Genomic DNA, 13,317 nt, shown 5'->3' with positions numbered 1-13,317 from the left:
CGACCGCACCGCCCGTAACGCGACGCCGCAAACGGCCCACGACCACGCCGAGCCTGCGAGAGTACGGCGCAACGACCGGACGCCCGTGCGACCGGTGGACCCGGCACGGAGGTGGACGCATGACGGACGAACCCGGTTTCGCGACCGAACAGGTGCACGGCGGCTTCCTGCCCGACACCACCCACGGTGCCCGGGTGCCCGCGATCCACATGTCCTCGGGCTTCCTCTTCGACGACTTCGACCAGGCCCGCGACCGCTTCGCCGGCACCGACGACGGCTACACGTACACGCGGCTCGGCAACCCCACGAACGCCGACGTCGAACGCCGGGTGGCCCTGCTCGAGCGCGGCGCGGAGGCGATCCTCGTCAGCAGCGGTCAGGCGGCGGCGACCGTGGCGTTCCTCGGGCTGCTGCAGGCAGGCGACCACGTGGTCAGCGCCAGGAGCATCTACGAGGGCACCCGCGGGCTCCTGACGCAGAACCTCGGGCGACTCGGCATCGAGGTCGACTTCGTCGCCGACGCCCGCGACCTCGACGCGTGGGCCGCCGCCGTCCGCCCGAACACGAAGGCGTTCTTCGCGGAGACCATCCCCAACCCGAAGAACGACGTGCTCGACATCGCTGGCGTCGCGGAGACCGCGCACCCGGCAGGGGTCCCGCTCATCGTCGACAACACCCTGGCGACCCCGTACCTCGTGCGTCCGGTGGAGCACGGCGCGGACATCGTGGTGCACTCGGCGTCCAAGTTCCTCAGCGGGCACGGCTCGGGCCTCGGCGGCGTGGTCGTCGACGGCGGCACGTTCGACTGGTCCGCCTCCCCGGAACGCTGGACGCACCTGACGAGCCCGGAGCGGTCCCTCGGCGGCCAGAGCCACGTCGACCGGTACGGCACCCGCGCGTACGTCGTGTACGCCCGGGACGTCGTCAGCTCCCGGATCGGCCCGACCCCCTCGCCGTTCAACGCCTTCCTGCTCCGCCAAGGTATCGAGACCCTGAGCCTGCGGGTCGAGCGGCACAGCGCGAACGCGCTCGCGATCGCCGAGTGGCTGGACCAGCAGCCGGAGGTGACGAGCGTCGACCACGCGGGTCTGGCCTCCAGTCCGTACCACGACCTGGCCCAGCGGTACCTGCCCCGCGGAGCCGGCTCCGTGTTCGCCTTCACGCTCGCCGGCGGCGAGCCGGCCGCCCGCGCGTTCATCGACGCGGTGCAGCTGTTCAGCCGGATGACCCACCTGGGCGACGTGCGGTCGCTGATCCTGCACCCGGCCACGACGACGCACGCCGGGCGGACGCCCGAGGAACGTGCCGAACAGGGCATCGGCGACGGCCTGATCCGCCTGTCCGTGGGGATCGAGGACGTCGCGGACCTGCTCCGCGACCTGGAGCGCGGGCTCGCCGCCGTCCGCGGCACCGCAGCCGCCGGACGGGAGGCACGGCTCGCCACCGCCACGGACGTCGCCACCCCGGACGTCGCCACCGCGGACCTCGCCCTGGGTCACACGGTCCCGGCACCGCACCTGATCGTCGGGGACCGCTGACGATGGCCGACCTGCAGCACTTCGGGTACTTCTTCTCACGCGGCTTCGGGCCGCAGGCGTGGGGGCGGTCCGACTGGGACTGGGGTCACGACTGGACGAAGCCGGACCTGTACCAGCAGTCCGTGCGCGCGCTGGAGCAGGCGGGGATGGACCTGGTGATCGCGGAGGACGCGATCTCGCTCGGCAACCCCTCGACCCTGGACCTGCGGATCCGCCAGGCGTACGGCGGGCCGAAGCACGACCCGCTCCTGCTCGCGCCGTACCTGTTCGCCGCGACCTCGCACATCGGGATCGCGCCGACCGTGAACGCGGGCATCACGCCGCCGTACCTCGCCGCACGGCAGTTCGCCACGCTCGCACACCTGTCGTCGGAGCGCTTCGGCATCAACGTCGTGACGGACGTCGGCAGCGCCCGGCACGCCGGCCTGCCGCCGCTGCCCCACGACCAGGCGTACGACCGGGCCGAGGAGTGGATCACCCTGGTGCGGCGCCTCTGGCACTCGTGGGGGTCGGACGGGTACGTCGGCGACCGCTCCGACTGGCGGTTCGCCGACGGTGACGCCCTCGACGCGTTCCACCACGAGGGCACGTACTTCACCGCCGACGGCCCGCTCAACGCGCTGCCGCTCGACACCGACCCGGTCGTGGTCTCCCCCGGCGGGTCCGGGCGTGGCCTGGGGTTCGCCGGCACCCACTCGGACGTGCAGCTCGCGCTCGCACCGCTGTCGGCGGCCGCCGTGTCGGACTACCGCGCCCGGGTGCTCGCCGCGGCGGCCGATGCCGGTCGTGCAGCGTCGGACCTGCGCATCCTGTTCGTGCTCAAGCCCGAGATCACCGTCTCGACGGACGAGGCAGACCGGATCGTCGAGGCCTCGACGCACCCCTCCGACGACGACCTGCGCACCGCCGCGATCGCGTGGTCGAGCGACTCGGAGACCGACCTGCTCGCGCTCGACCTCGACGCCCCCGTGCCGGACGGCACGTTCGGTGACCACGTCTCCGCCGGCACGATCCGTGGCCTGCTCGGGGACACGCCGGAGGCACCGCTGCGGGAGCTCCTGACGCGGAAGGCCCGCAAGGGGCGGGTGTCCGAACGCTCCGGCTTCGTCGGCACCGCCGGGGAGTTCGCGGACTTCATCGAGGAGCTCGGCGCGGACGCGGACAACGACGGGATCATCTTCTCCGGCGACCTGCACCCGGCCCAGGTGTACCGGATACTCGGCGACCTGGTGCCGGTGCTGCGGCAGCGGGGCCTGCTCCGGCGCGAGTACGGCTCCGGCGGGCTGCGGGCGAACCTCTTCGACTTCTAACTCGCTCCTCTAGGTGATGCATGACATCTGGTATTCTGGAGTGATGCAGTGGCCGAGGACTCGTCAGGACATCCAGGGGCTCCGAGGACTCGCCGTCGCCTTGGTCGTGATCGAACACGCTGGACTCGGCCTCCCCGGCGGCTTCGTCGGCGTCGACGTCTTCTTCGTCGTGTCCGGCTTCGTCATCACGACCGTGCTGCTCCGCGACCTCGGCACAGGGGTCTTCACGTTCCGCCGGTTCTGGTCCCGTCGCGCGCGGCGTCTCCTGCCGGCCGCGGCCGTCGTCACCGTCGCAACGGCGATCGGCACGGCTGCCCTGCTCTCGCCGTTCGGGACGCAGCAGCAGGGTGCCGGGACGGGCGCAGCCGCTGCGCTGGGGGTCGGCAACATCGCGCTGTACTCGATCTCGGCGGACTACTTCAGCGACCACGTCCAGATGAACCCGTACCTCCACACGTGGTCGCTCGGTGTCGAAGAACAGTTCTACCTCGTCTTCCCGATCCTCGTCGTGCTGGCCTGGCGGTTCGGTCGTGCACGTGTGCGCATCGTCGCCTGCGTGCTCGTCGTCGTGCTGGTGACCTCGTTCACACTGTCGACGATCGTCTCGTCCGCCGCCGTGCTGCCCGGTGTCTCGAGTCCCAGTCAGTTCGCGTTCTACATGACCCCCGTGCGCTCGTGGGAGTTCGCGGTCGGGGCGATCACTGCGGTGCTGTCGAGCCGGACCGTCCACGCCCGCTGGTACCCGCTCGCGGCCACCGGGGGTCTGGTGATGATCGCGGTGTCGGTGGCGACGGTCACGCCCGGGGCGGAGTGGCCGGGCACCCTCGCGGTGGTTCCGGTCGTCGGTGCAGCCCTCGTCCTGTGGGGTGGGTCTCGAACGAACGTCGTCAGCGCTGGGCTCACCGTCCTCCCACTGCGTCAGCTCGGCGACGTCTCCTACTCGCTGTACCTCTGGCACTGGCCGCTGCTTGTCGTCGCACGACGGCTGTGGCCGGACGACGTCGTGGCCGTCATCGTGTCCATCGGTGTCGCGCTGAGCTTCGCCGTCCTCACCACCAGGTACGTCGAGACACCCTTCCGAACCGGTGCTCCCCGAACGCCGTGGCGAGGCCTCGGCGTCCCGGTCGCGTCGATCGCGGCCGGAGTGGTCGCCTGTGCGATCGTCCTGGCGGGCTCCTTCGAGTCCTGGGGGTCAGCGTCGGTCCGGGCCGCCGCGGACCAGCTCCTGGCCCGGCCCGTCGGCTACGACTCGTGCCTCTCCACCGTGCCGGTGCCCGAGCGTGATCTCCGCTCCTGCACGTGGGGCGACCCGGACGGGCGACCGGTCTACCTGCTGGGCGACTCGAACGCCCAGCAGTACACCGAGGCGGTCCGCGACGCGGCGACGGCGGCCGGACGGCGGGTGGTCGTGGCCACCTGGGGCGGCTGTCCGTTCATCGACGTCGGCTTGCACCGGACCGCCGACCCCCACAAGGGCCGAGAGTGCCGGCGCTACGTCGCGGACACGACCGCCTGGCTGGCGACGCAGGAACGCGGGACGGTGGTGCTCGCGGCGTCGAGCGAGATGGTCGTCGCAACCGGCGACGCCTTCACGGCCCCGGACGGCAGCCTGCTCCATCGACCCGGCGCGAAGGCCGCCCTCTGGGGTGACCGCCTGGCGGAGCGCATCTCCGGGCTGCAGTCCGCGCAGTTCGACGTGGTGCTCGCTCGGACGCCGCCACACTTCCCCGGCGGCTCGCGCGACTGGTGGCACCCGGTCCAGTGTCAGAACCAGATCGTCTTCCGCGATCCGGCAGGCTGCGCTGTCTCCCTCCCGCGGTCGGACGTCGAGCACCGCCAACGGCTCATCCGCCAGGCCGAACACCGTGCACTCGAGGCGACCGGAGCAGCACAAGTGGACATCACGGACGACGTGTGCCGGAACGACGTGTGCACGACCTTCCGATCCGGCACGTGGCTGTACCGAGACGGCCTGCACATCGCACCCCGTTACAGCACCGACCTCGCCCGCCGGTTCGACGACGTGCTCGCGCCGAGCCGCTGACCCCTCGCAAAACGCAACCTCGGCGGTAGGACGCAACGCTGTCGCGTGACGTCCTGCCGCCGGGGTTGCGTTTTGCGGAGGCTACTGCTTCTTCTTCGACTTCTTCTTGTCGTCCTTCTTCTCGTCGTCCTTCTTCTTCTTCGACGACTTCTTCTTCTTGTCGTCCTTCTTCTTCGACAACTTCTTCTTCTTCTTGGAGTCCTCGTCGCTCCGCGGCTTCTCCGGCTCGGGCGCGACGGGCTCCGGGACCGGCGCGGACTCGACGACCACCACGGACCCGGTGTCTCCGAGGACGTCGACCGCCTGCTCGGTGACGACCGGGGCGAGGGCGTCCTCGACCCGTTCGACCAGCACCTCGGCACCGGACTCGGCGAGCCGCAGCAGCGCCTGCCCCGCACGGAGCCGCGTCGTCGACCGACGGGCCAGCGCATCGGCACGGGCCCCCTCGAGGAAGGTCCGGAGCGCCCGCTCGGGCACCGACCGCCCGCGGGGCGCGGAACGGTCGAGCCGGTCCAGCTCCCCCGCGATCCCGGCGACGTCGTCCTCGACGTGCTCGTGGCGGACGGACTCGAGGAGCGCTGCGACCGCCGCCGCTGCCCGCTCGACACCGGGGTTCCGCTGGTCCATCACGACGAGCATCTCGAACACGGTGCCGTAGGACATCGTCTCGAGACGCACCGGCTCGGCCCCGCGACCGCGCAGCACCAGCCGGGCGTCGGGTGTCGGCAGCCAGGCGACGACGGCGGCGACCGAGGCGACGGAGCCCACGATGCGCTCGTACTCGGCCAGACCCAGACGGTCCTGCTCCCGTAGACGGACTCGGATCGCGATCTCCTGCACGGTGTACCTCTCGTTCGGGACGGTACCGACGGGGTGCGGCGCCGTGCCCAGCAGCGTAGTCCTCGCAGTCGGAAGGACTGGGGAGCCCCTGGTTCGGACGGGACCGGACCGGGCGCGGGAACGCCGAAGGCCCCGTACCGTCCGGAGACGGTGCGGGGCCTTCGATGGCAACTCGCGTGACAGCGGTCCGACGATCGGCAGGTGGTGGAGATGGGGGGAATCGAACCCCCGTCCATCGCTGCAATTCGACGTCTTCTACGGGCGTATCCGGATGTTCGTTCTGCTCGGCCCCGTCCGTTGCTACCGGCTTCTCGGACGACAGGCCCAGTCTCAGTGCACGTCCCGCACGGCCCTGAGGCGCAACCGTGCAGCAAGTCCTCTGGATGACGCCGGAACTCAGGTTAGAAGACGATCACCTGGCCGACGGACTTCATGTGCTGGGCTGCTTACGCAGCGAGAGCGAAGTCAGTGCGCTTGGAATTGGCACTTGTTGGTTTCCACGGATCGTTCACGAGATGACCGTGGGTCCTCGGCCCGCTTCCCGTCGGCACACAGGCAATGTCGAAACCGATCATCCCCATGCAGGCCGACGTGCGAGCCGCTGTCACGCTGTTGAGTTACCACGCCTGCTCCGGAGTCCGTCCGGGCCAGGCAGCTGTTCAGTCTACCGACTGCACGCGTTCCACACTAGTCGACGCGGCTGGTCACTCGCCGAGACGGTTGCGGGAGCGCATGGCCCGTTCGGCCTCACGCTTGTCGGTCTTCTCACGCAGGGCCTGGCGCTTGTCGAACTCGCGCTTGCCCTTCGCGACCGCGATCTCGACCTTGGCCCGACCGTCGTGGAAGTAGATCTTCATCGGCACGAGCGTGTAGCCGCCCTGCGACGTCTTGTGCGAGATCTTCACGATCTCCTGCTTGTGGAGGAGCAGCTTGCGCTTGCGCCGCGGTGCGTGGTTGTTCCACGTGCCCTCGGTGTACTCCGGGATGTGCACGGCGTCGAGCCACGCTTCACCCGCGTCGACGAAGGCGTACCCGTCGACCAGCGACGCTCGCCCTTCGCGCAGCGACTTCACCTCGGTCCCGTTGAGGACCATGCCGGCCTCGTACGTGTCCTCGATGAGGTAGTCGTGGCGCGCACGACGGTTCGTCGCGACGACCTTCTCCCCGCGTTCCTTCGCCATGACCGGCTCCTCTTCGTTCGGTGTGTGCTCGCCTGCGCGAGCCGCCCAGCATATCGAACGCCGCCAGGCCCGCACACCTTCCCGGGACATCTCCCGTTCTCGGTGTGCGGGCCTGGCGGACGGGACGACCTGCGCCGCGACCTGCGGTCGGGCTCAGACCTTCAGGTACCGCCGGATCGCGATGGAGGCCGACACGGCCGCCAAGACGACACCGATGACGATGACCGCCGGGACGACGATCGCCGCATCGTCCATGCCGATGAACGCGGTGCCGGTGAACCGCTTCGTCAGGTAGTTGCGGACGAAGAACCAGACCACGGCCGTGATCGCACCGCCCGCGAGGACGGCTCCCACCGCGGCGGCGATCACCCCCTCGAGCACGAACGGCGTCTGGATGAACCGGTTCGAGGCGCCCACCAACCGCATGATGCCGAGCTCCCGTCGTCTCGAGAACGCCGACAACCGGATCGTGGTGGCGATGAGCAGCACGGCCGCGACGAGCATCAGCCCCGCGATGCCGATCGCCGTGTAGGACGAGGCGTTGAGCAGGTTGAAGATCGGTTGCAGGTACCCGCGCTGGTCGACGACGCTCTGCACGCCGGCGACCTTCGACAGGCTCTCGACCAGGACGTCGGCCTGCGAGGGGTTCTTCAGGTTCACCCAGAAGGTCTCGTTGAGGTACTCGGGCTTCACGAACTCGGTCGCGGGCGAGTCCTTGAACTGCTGCTTGAACCGGGTGTACGCGTCCTGCTGGTCCTCGAAGTACGCCTTCTCGATGTAGGGCTTCAGCGTGGACGACTCGAGCTGCTGCTTGATCTGGGCGCGCTGGTCGTCGGTCGCCTTCGCCCCGGTGCAGTTGCCCGTGGTGTCGGTGTCGGTGCAGAGGTAGACGGCGACCTGGGCCCGGTCGTACCAGTACCCCTTCATCTGGTTGATCTGCATCTGGAGCAGGATCGCGGTGCCGACGAAGGTCAGCGAGATGAAGGTCACCAGCACGACGGACACGACCATCGACGCGTTGCGCCGGAGGCCGGAACCGACCTCGGCCATGACGAGTCCGAGCCTCATCGGATGAGTCCCGGGATGGTCTGGATGCCGGTGGTGTTGGACACGCCACCGCGCTGGATGGGCAGGGCCTGGGTCTGGTAGCCGCCGGCCTGCTCGTCGCGGAGGACGCGGCCGCCGGAGAGCTCGATGACCCGGCGCTGCATCTGGTTCACGATGCTCGCGTCGTGCGTCGCCATCAGGATCGTCGTGCCTCCTTGGTTGATGCGTTCGAGCAGCGCCATGATGCCCGCCGAGGTCGTCGGGTCGAGGTTGCCGGTCGGTTCGTCGGCCAGCAGGACCGCGGGCTTGTTCACGACCGCGCGGGCGATCGCCACGCGCTGCTGCTCGCCACCGGAGAGCTCGTGCGGCATGCGGGTCGCCTTGCCGGAGAGCCCGACGAGCTTCAGCACGTCGGTGACGGACTCGCTGATGAAGCCCTTGCTCTTGCCGATCACCTGCAGCGAGAACGCGACGTTGTCGAAGACGTTCTTGTTCGGCAGCAGTCGGAAGTCCTGGAAGACGACGCCGAGGTTGCGGCGGAAGTACGGGACCTTGCGGGACGAGAGCGCGCCGAGGCGCTGTCCGAGGACGTGGATCTGCCCGCGGGAGGGCTTCTCCTCCTTGAGGACGAGCCGGAGGAAGCTCGACTTCCCGGAGCCGGACGCACCGACGAGGAAGACGAACTCACCCTTGAGGATCTCGAGGGTGACGTTGTCGAGAGCGGGACTCGGGTTGCCCGAGTACACCTTGGTGACCTGGTCGAATTTGATCATGACCGGATCAGGGTAGGTCGGGAACCGGTGATCCTGCTCCAGGCGCGCGGCTCAGGAACCGGTGGGGTCACACAGATCTGCCCCGGTTCGGGCGCTCAGTCCTCGTCGGGACGCTTGCGCCAGCGGATGCCGGCGTTGATGAAGCCGTCCAGGTCGCCGTCGAAGACCGCCGTCGGGTTGTTGACCTCGTACTCCGTGCGCAGGTCCTTGACCATCTGGTACGGCGCGAGCACGTAGTTGCGGATCTGGTCACCCCAGCTGGCCGTGATGGTGCCGGCCAGTTCCTTCTTCTTCGCGTTCTCCTCTTCCTTCTTCAGGAGCAGGAGGCGCGACTGCAGCACGCGCATCGCGGCGGCACGGTTCTGGATCTGCGACTTCTCGTTCTGCATCGACACGACGGTGCCGGTCGGCAGGTGGGTCAGGCGGACGGCGGAGTCGGTCGTGTTGACGGACTGCCCGCCGGGGCCGGACGAGCGGAAGACGTCGACGCGGATGTCGTTCTCGGGGATGTCGATGACCGCGGTCTCCGGCATCAGCGGGATGACCTCGACCGCGGCGAAGGACGTCTGGCGCTTGCCCGCGGCCCCGAACGGCGACATCCGGACCAGGCGGTGCGTGCCGGCCTCGACCGACAGCGTGCCGAAGGCGTGCGGGCCGTCGACCTCGAACGTCGCGGACTTGATGCCCGCTTCCTCCGCGTAGGAGGTGTCCATCACGGTGACCTTCTGGTCGTGCTGCTCCGCGTAGCGCAGGTACATCCGCATGAGCATCTCGGCGAAGTCGGCGGCGTCGACGCCCCCGGCACCGGCACGGATCGTGATGACGGCCGGACGGTCGTCGTACTCGCCGTCGAGGAGCGTCTGCACCTCGAGCTCGCCCATGGTCTTCGTGATCGCCTTGAGTTCCTCGGCCGCTTCGTCGGCGGACTCCTGGTCCTCGGCCTCGTTCGCCATCTCGACCAGGACCTCGAGGTCGTCGAGGCGCTGCTCGGTCGCGGTCAGCTTCTTCAGCTGGGCCTGGCGGTGCGAGAGCGCGCTGGTGACCTGCTGCGCGTGGTCGGTGTCCTCCCACAGGTCGGGCGCACCGGCCTGTTCGCTGAGTTCGGCGATCTCACGCTCGAGGCGGTCGACGTCGACCACGGAGCGGATGTTCCCGAAGGTCACTCGGAGGGCGTTGACCTGCTCGCTGATGTCCAGTTCGACCATGGTCCCCGATCCTACCGGCCGGGCGTCGGGGTCACCGCCCGAGCGCGGGCTCCCGCCGTGCCATGCCCGCGGCTCCGGCACGGTCGACGGCGACGGGCAGCGCGGCCAGGAAGGCGTCGACGTCCTGCTCGGTCGAGGTGTGCCCCAGGGTGATCCGGAGCGCACCGCGGGCGTCGTCCTCGCTGAGCCCCATCGCAAGCAGGACGTGCGAGGCCTCGGGGACGCCGGCCTGGCACGCCGAGCCGGTGGAGACGGCGACTCCGGCGGCATCGAGCAGGAACAGCAGCGAGTCGCCCTCGCAGCCCGGGAACGTGAAGTGCGCGTTGTTCGGCAGCCGGTCGACCGGGTCGCCCATCAGCACCGCGGACGGCACGGCGGCACGGACCCCGTCGACGAGACGGTCCCGCAGGTGCCGGACGTCGGCGTGCGGTGCGGCCGCGGCGACCCCGAAGGACGCGGCGGCCGGGGCGTCCTGGGTGCCGCTCCGGACCTGACGCTGCTGTCCCCCACCGTGGATGAGCGGTTCGACGACCGCGCGCCGACCGAGCACGAGCGCCCCGACCCCGACCGGACCGCCGATCTTGTGCGCCGAGACGCTGAGTGCGTCGAGGCCGGACGCGGCGAAGTCCACCGGGACCTGGCCGTACGCGGCGACCGCGTCGCTGTGCACCGGGACCCCGGCGGCGTGTGCGAGCGCGACGATCCGCTCGACGGGTTGCATGGTGCCGACCTCGTTGTTCGCCCACAGGAACGTGACCAGGGCGACGTCGTCGGCGGAGGCGAGCAGGGCCTCCAGGACGGCGAGGTCGACGCGACCCTGCGCGTCGAGCGGGACGACGTCGACGACGGCGCCCTCGTGCCGCTCCAACCAGTCGACCGTGTCGACGGTGGCGTGGTGCTCCCCCGCCGGCACCACGATGCGCGGACGCCGGCGGTCACGCTGCCGGGCCCAGAACAGGCCCTTGACCGCGAGGTTGATGCTCTCGGTGCCGCCGGAGGTGAACACCACCTCCACCGGGTCGGCACCGAGCGACGCGGCGACCCGGGCGCGGCCGTCCTCGAGCAGCATCTTGGCGTGCTGGCCGGCGCTGTGGATCGACGACGGGTTGCCGACGGTCGTCAGCGCGTCGGTGAATGCGGCGAGCGCTTCGGGCAGGATCGGCGTCGTCGCGGCGTGGTCGAGGTAGACGGGCACGGGGTACCCCTTTCTGGAGCGTTTTCAGGATACCCGGCTGGCCTCGTACCCTGGTCTCGTGTACCAGACCGCGACCGAGACCACGCCCGGCTTCCGGATCGACGACGGCGACCCCCGGATGACGGTGCGGTCCGCCTCGGCGACCGCGGTGACGGTGGTCGTCGACGGCCGGGGCCCCTTCCCCCTGGCACGCCAGGGTGAGACCGACGAGTGGAGCGCCGCCACGCCCGGCGTCCAGGTCGGGGACACCTACCACCTGCTCGTCGACGGACCGTCGGGGCCGCGGCACGAGTTCGACCCGACGCGCCCGCTCCTCGACCCGTACGCCCGCGGAATCGTCCCCGCGGGCGGGGACCCCGGCACACCGGCGGGCGCCGACGCCCCGCGCTGGACGAGCGTCGTGGTCGACGGCACCTTCGACTGGGGCGGCGTCACGAAGCCCGTCGTCCCCCTGGACCGGGCCGTCGTCTACGAGGCGAACGTCCGGACCCTGACGAGCGCCAACCCGGCCGTCCCCGAGGAGCTCCGCGGCACGTACGCGGGCGTCGCGCACGAGAGCACCATCGCGCACCTGCGGCGCATCGGCGTCACCACACTGGAGCTGCTGCCCGTGCAGGCGTTCGACACCGAGCGCTGGTTGCGGGAGGCCGGGCGCGAGAACGCCTGGGGCTACAACACGCTCGGCTTCTTCGCACCGCACGCCGGGCACGCCTCCGCCGGTGCGCGGGCCGCGGGCGCCGACGGGGTGCTCCGCGAGTTCAAGGGCATGGTCCGGCTGCTGCACGAGGCCGGGATCCAGGTCGTCCTCGACGTCGTCTACAACCACACCGCAGAGGAGGGCATCGGCGGCCCCACCACCTCGCTGCGGGGCGTCGACGGCGCCGGCCGCTACCGCTGGTCCGACACCGACACCTACTTCGACACGACGGGCTGCGGCAACACGCTCGACACCTCGGTGACGGCGACCGCCGACCTCGTCGTCGACAGCCTGCGGTACTGGGCGCGCGAGGTGCAGGTCGACGGGTTCCGGTTCGACCTGATGGCCTCCCTGGCCCGCGACGCCGACCACGTGTTCGACCCGGAGCACCCGCTGCTCGAGCGGATCCGGAACCACCCCGACCTGCAGGACACCCTCGTCATCGCCGAGCCGTGGGACATCGGTCCGGACGGCTGGCGCACCGGGTCGTTCGGCGCCCGCACGCTCGAGTGGAACGACGGGTTCCGGGACACGGTGCGGAAGTTCTGGCTCGAGGACCTCGCCGACGAGCGACGGCGCGGTGCCCCGGAGGCCGGGATCGGGGCGCTCGCCGGAGCGCTCACCGGCTCCCGTCACCTGTTCGGCCCCGAGCGCGGTCCGCTGTCCGGCGTCAACTTCGTCACCGCGCACGACGGCTTCACGCTGCACGACCTGGTGTCCTTCGACGCGAAGCACAACGAGGCGAACGGCGAGGACAACCGCGACGGGTCGAACGACAACCGCTCGTTCAACCACGGCATCGAGGGCGACACGGCCGACCGTGGGGTGCGTGCGGCGCGCGGGCGCTCGATGCGGAACCTGATGGCGACGGTGCTCCTGTCCGCCGGGGTGCCGATGATCACCGCGGGCGACGAGCGCAGCCGCACCCAGCACGGCAACAACAACGCCTACGTCGTCTCCGGTGACCTGACGCCGGTGGACTGGTCGGACGACGAGGACGCCGAGTCGATGACCGAGGCGATGGCGGCCCTGACCCGGCTCCGCGCCGCGCACCCGGCACTCCGGCCGTCGCGCTTCGGGGTCGCCGGCCAGACGACCCCGTCCGCGTCGCGGATGACCTGGTACGGCCCGGACGGTCAGCCGATGACCGCCGAGGGCTGGGACCAGCCGATCCACCGCGCCCTGCAGTACTTCGTCGAGTCGACGCCCGAGCACGAGCCGTACGACCGCGTGCTGGTCGTCGTGCACGGCAGCGGGCGGACCCGTGACCTGACGCTGCCGACCCGCGAGGACGTCTTCGCCTACCGGCTGGCGTGGTCGAGCGAGAAGCACCGTGACCACGACCGGCACCGCCCCGCGGGCACCGTGTTCAGCGCCTACGGCCCCGGCATCCACGTCTTCGACGTCATCTGACCGGTCGCCGACGCGACACACCGGCCGGGAGGCGCGACACGCTTCCCGGGGAACACGGACGGCCCAGCCGGGTA

At 70.4% G+C, this 13,317-nt stretch carries 10 protein-coding genes and 1 other RNA gene; 4 read left to right on the top strand and 7 right to left on the bottom strand.

Features of this window, described 5'->3' with window-relative positions; translation table 11 throughout:
• The first annotated feature begins 119 nt into the window (after window positions 1–119).
• The 3 genes from JOD51_RS07015 to JOD51_RS07005 are packed head-to-tail and all read left to right on the top strand — an operon-like array spanning window position 120 to window position 4,892.
• Window positions 120–1,538, top strand: coding sequence for an O-acetylhomoserine aminocarboxypropyltransferase/cysteine synthase family protein (locus tag JOD51_RS07015; RefSeq protein WP_239539800.1), 1,419 nt, complete (start codon window positions 120–122; stop codon window positions 1,536–1,538).
• Between the two features lie 2 nt (window positions 1,539–1,540).
• Window positions 1,541–2,848, top strand: a complete 1,308-nt coding sequence (locus JOD51_RS07010) for an LLM class flavin-dependent oxidoreductase (RefSeq protein WP_204607617.1) — start codon at window positions 1,541–1,543, stop codon at window positions 2,846–2,848.
• Between the two features lie 43 nt (window positions 2,849–2,891).
• Entirely contained in the window at window positions 2,892–4,892 is a 2,001-nt protein-coding gene (locus JOD51_RS07005) for an acyltransferase family protein (RefSeq protein ID WP_204607616.1), read from the top strand.
• Between the two features lie 81 nt (window positions 4,893–4,973).
• On the opposite strand, the gene JOD51_RS07000 is transcribed toward JOD51_RS07005, so the two are convergent.
• The 7 genes from JOD51_RS07000 to JOD51_RS06970 form a co-directional block, all read right to left on the bottom strand.
• Window positions 4,974–5,732: a hypothetical protein gene (locus JOD51_RS07000; protein ID WP_204607615.1), complete on the bottom strand. Its 759-nt coding sequence runs from the start codon at window positions 5,730–5,732 to the stop codon at window positions 4,974–4,976.
• 202 nt (window positions 5,733–5,934) lie between these two features.
• Window positions 5,935–6,311, bottom strand: a transfer-messenger RNA (tmRNA) gene (gene ssrA, locus JOD51_RS06995).
• A 125-nt stretch (window positions 6,312–6,436) separates the two neighbouring features.
• Window positions 6,437–6,913, bottom strand: coding sequence for an SsrA-binding protein SmpB (smpB, locus tag JOD51_RS06990; RefSeq protein ID WP_204607614.1), 477 nt, complete (start codon window positions 6,911–6,913; stop codon window positions 6,437–6,439).
• Between the two features lie 153 nt (window positions 6,914–7,066).
• Window positions 7,067–7,981, bottom strand: a complete 915-nt coding sequence (gene ftsX, locus JOD51_RS06985) for a permease-like cell division protein FtsX (RefSeq protein WP_204607613.1) — start codon at window positions 7,979–7,981, stop codon at window positions 7,067–7,069.
• A complete protein-coding gene (gene ftsE, locus JOD51_RS06980) occupies window positions 7,978–8,733 on the bottom strand; it encodes a cell division ATP-binding protein FtsE (RefSeq protein WP_204607612.1) in 756 nt (251 codons plus the stop codon). Before ftsE ends, ftsX begins: the two co-directional genes overlap by 4 nt.
• Before the next feature lie 95 nt (window positions 8,734–8,828).
• Window positions 8,829–9,938, bottom strand: a complete 1,110-nt coding sequence (gene prfB, locus JOD51_RS06975; RefSeq protein WP_204607611.1) for a peptide chain release factor 2 — start codon at window positions 9,936–9,938, stop codon at window positions 8,829–8,831.
• Between the two features lie 31 nt (window positions 9,939–9,969).
• Window positions 9,970–11,133 carry a cysteine desulfurase family protein gene (locus JOD51_RS06970; protein WP_204607610.1) on the bottom strand — a complete coding sequence of 388 codons (1,164 nt, stop codon included), beginning with the start codon at window positions 11,131–11,133 and terminating at the stop codon, window positions 9,970–9,972.
• A gap of 58 nt (window positions 11,134–11,191) precedes the next feature.
• Between JOD51_RS06970 and JOD51_RS06965 the strand changes: the two genes are divergently transcribed.
• Window positions 11,192–13,243 (top strand): glycogen debranching protein, encoded by a 2,052-nt coding sequence (locus JOD51_RS06965; RefSeq protein WP_204607609.1) that lies wholly within the window; start codon window positions 11,192–11,194, stop codon window positions 13,241–13,243.
• The last annotated feature ends 74 nt before the right edge of the window (window positions 13,244–13,317 follow it).

This window comes from Curtobacterium herbarum (assembly GCF_016907335.1).
Taxonomy (GTDB): Bacteria; Actinomycetota; Actinomycetes; order Actinomycetales; family Microbacteriaceae; genus Curtobacterium; species Curtobacterium herbarum.
Note: the sequence above shows the minus strand (reverse complement) of the source record. Positions and strands in the feature narration are given on the sequence as shown.

Coding starts and splice junctions, on each gene's coding strand:
- JOD51_RS07015 (WP_239539800.1), top strand. CDS start 120: ATGACGGACGAACCCGGTTTCGCGACCGAACAGGTGCACGGCGGCTTC.
- JOD51_RS07010 (WP_204607617.1), top strand. CDS start 1,541: ATGGCCGACCTGCAGCACTTCGGGTACTTCTTCTCACGCGGCTTCGGG.
- JOD51_RS07005 (WP_204607616.1), top strand. CDS start 2,892: ATGCAGTGGCCGAGGACTCGTCAGGACATCCAGGGGCTCCGAGGACTC.
- smpB (WP_204607614.1), bottom strand. CDS start 6,913: ATGGCGAAGGAACGCGGGGAGAAGGTCGTCGCGACGAACCGTCGTGCG.
- ftsX (WP_204607613.1), bottom strand. CDS start 7,981: ATGAGGCTCGGACTCGTCATGGCCGAGGTCGGTTCCGGCCTCCGGCGC.
- ftsE (WP_204607612.1), bottom strand. CDS start 8,733: ATGATCAAATTCGACCAGGTCACCAAGGTGTACTCGGGCAACCCGAGT.
- prfB (WP_204607611.1), bottom strand. CDS start 9,938: ATGGTCGAACTGGACATCAGCGAGCAGGTCAACGCCCTCCGAGTGACC.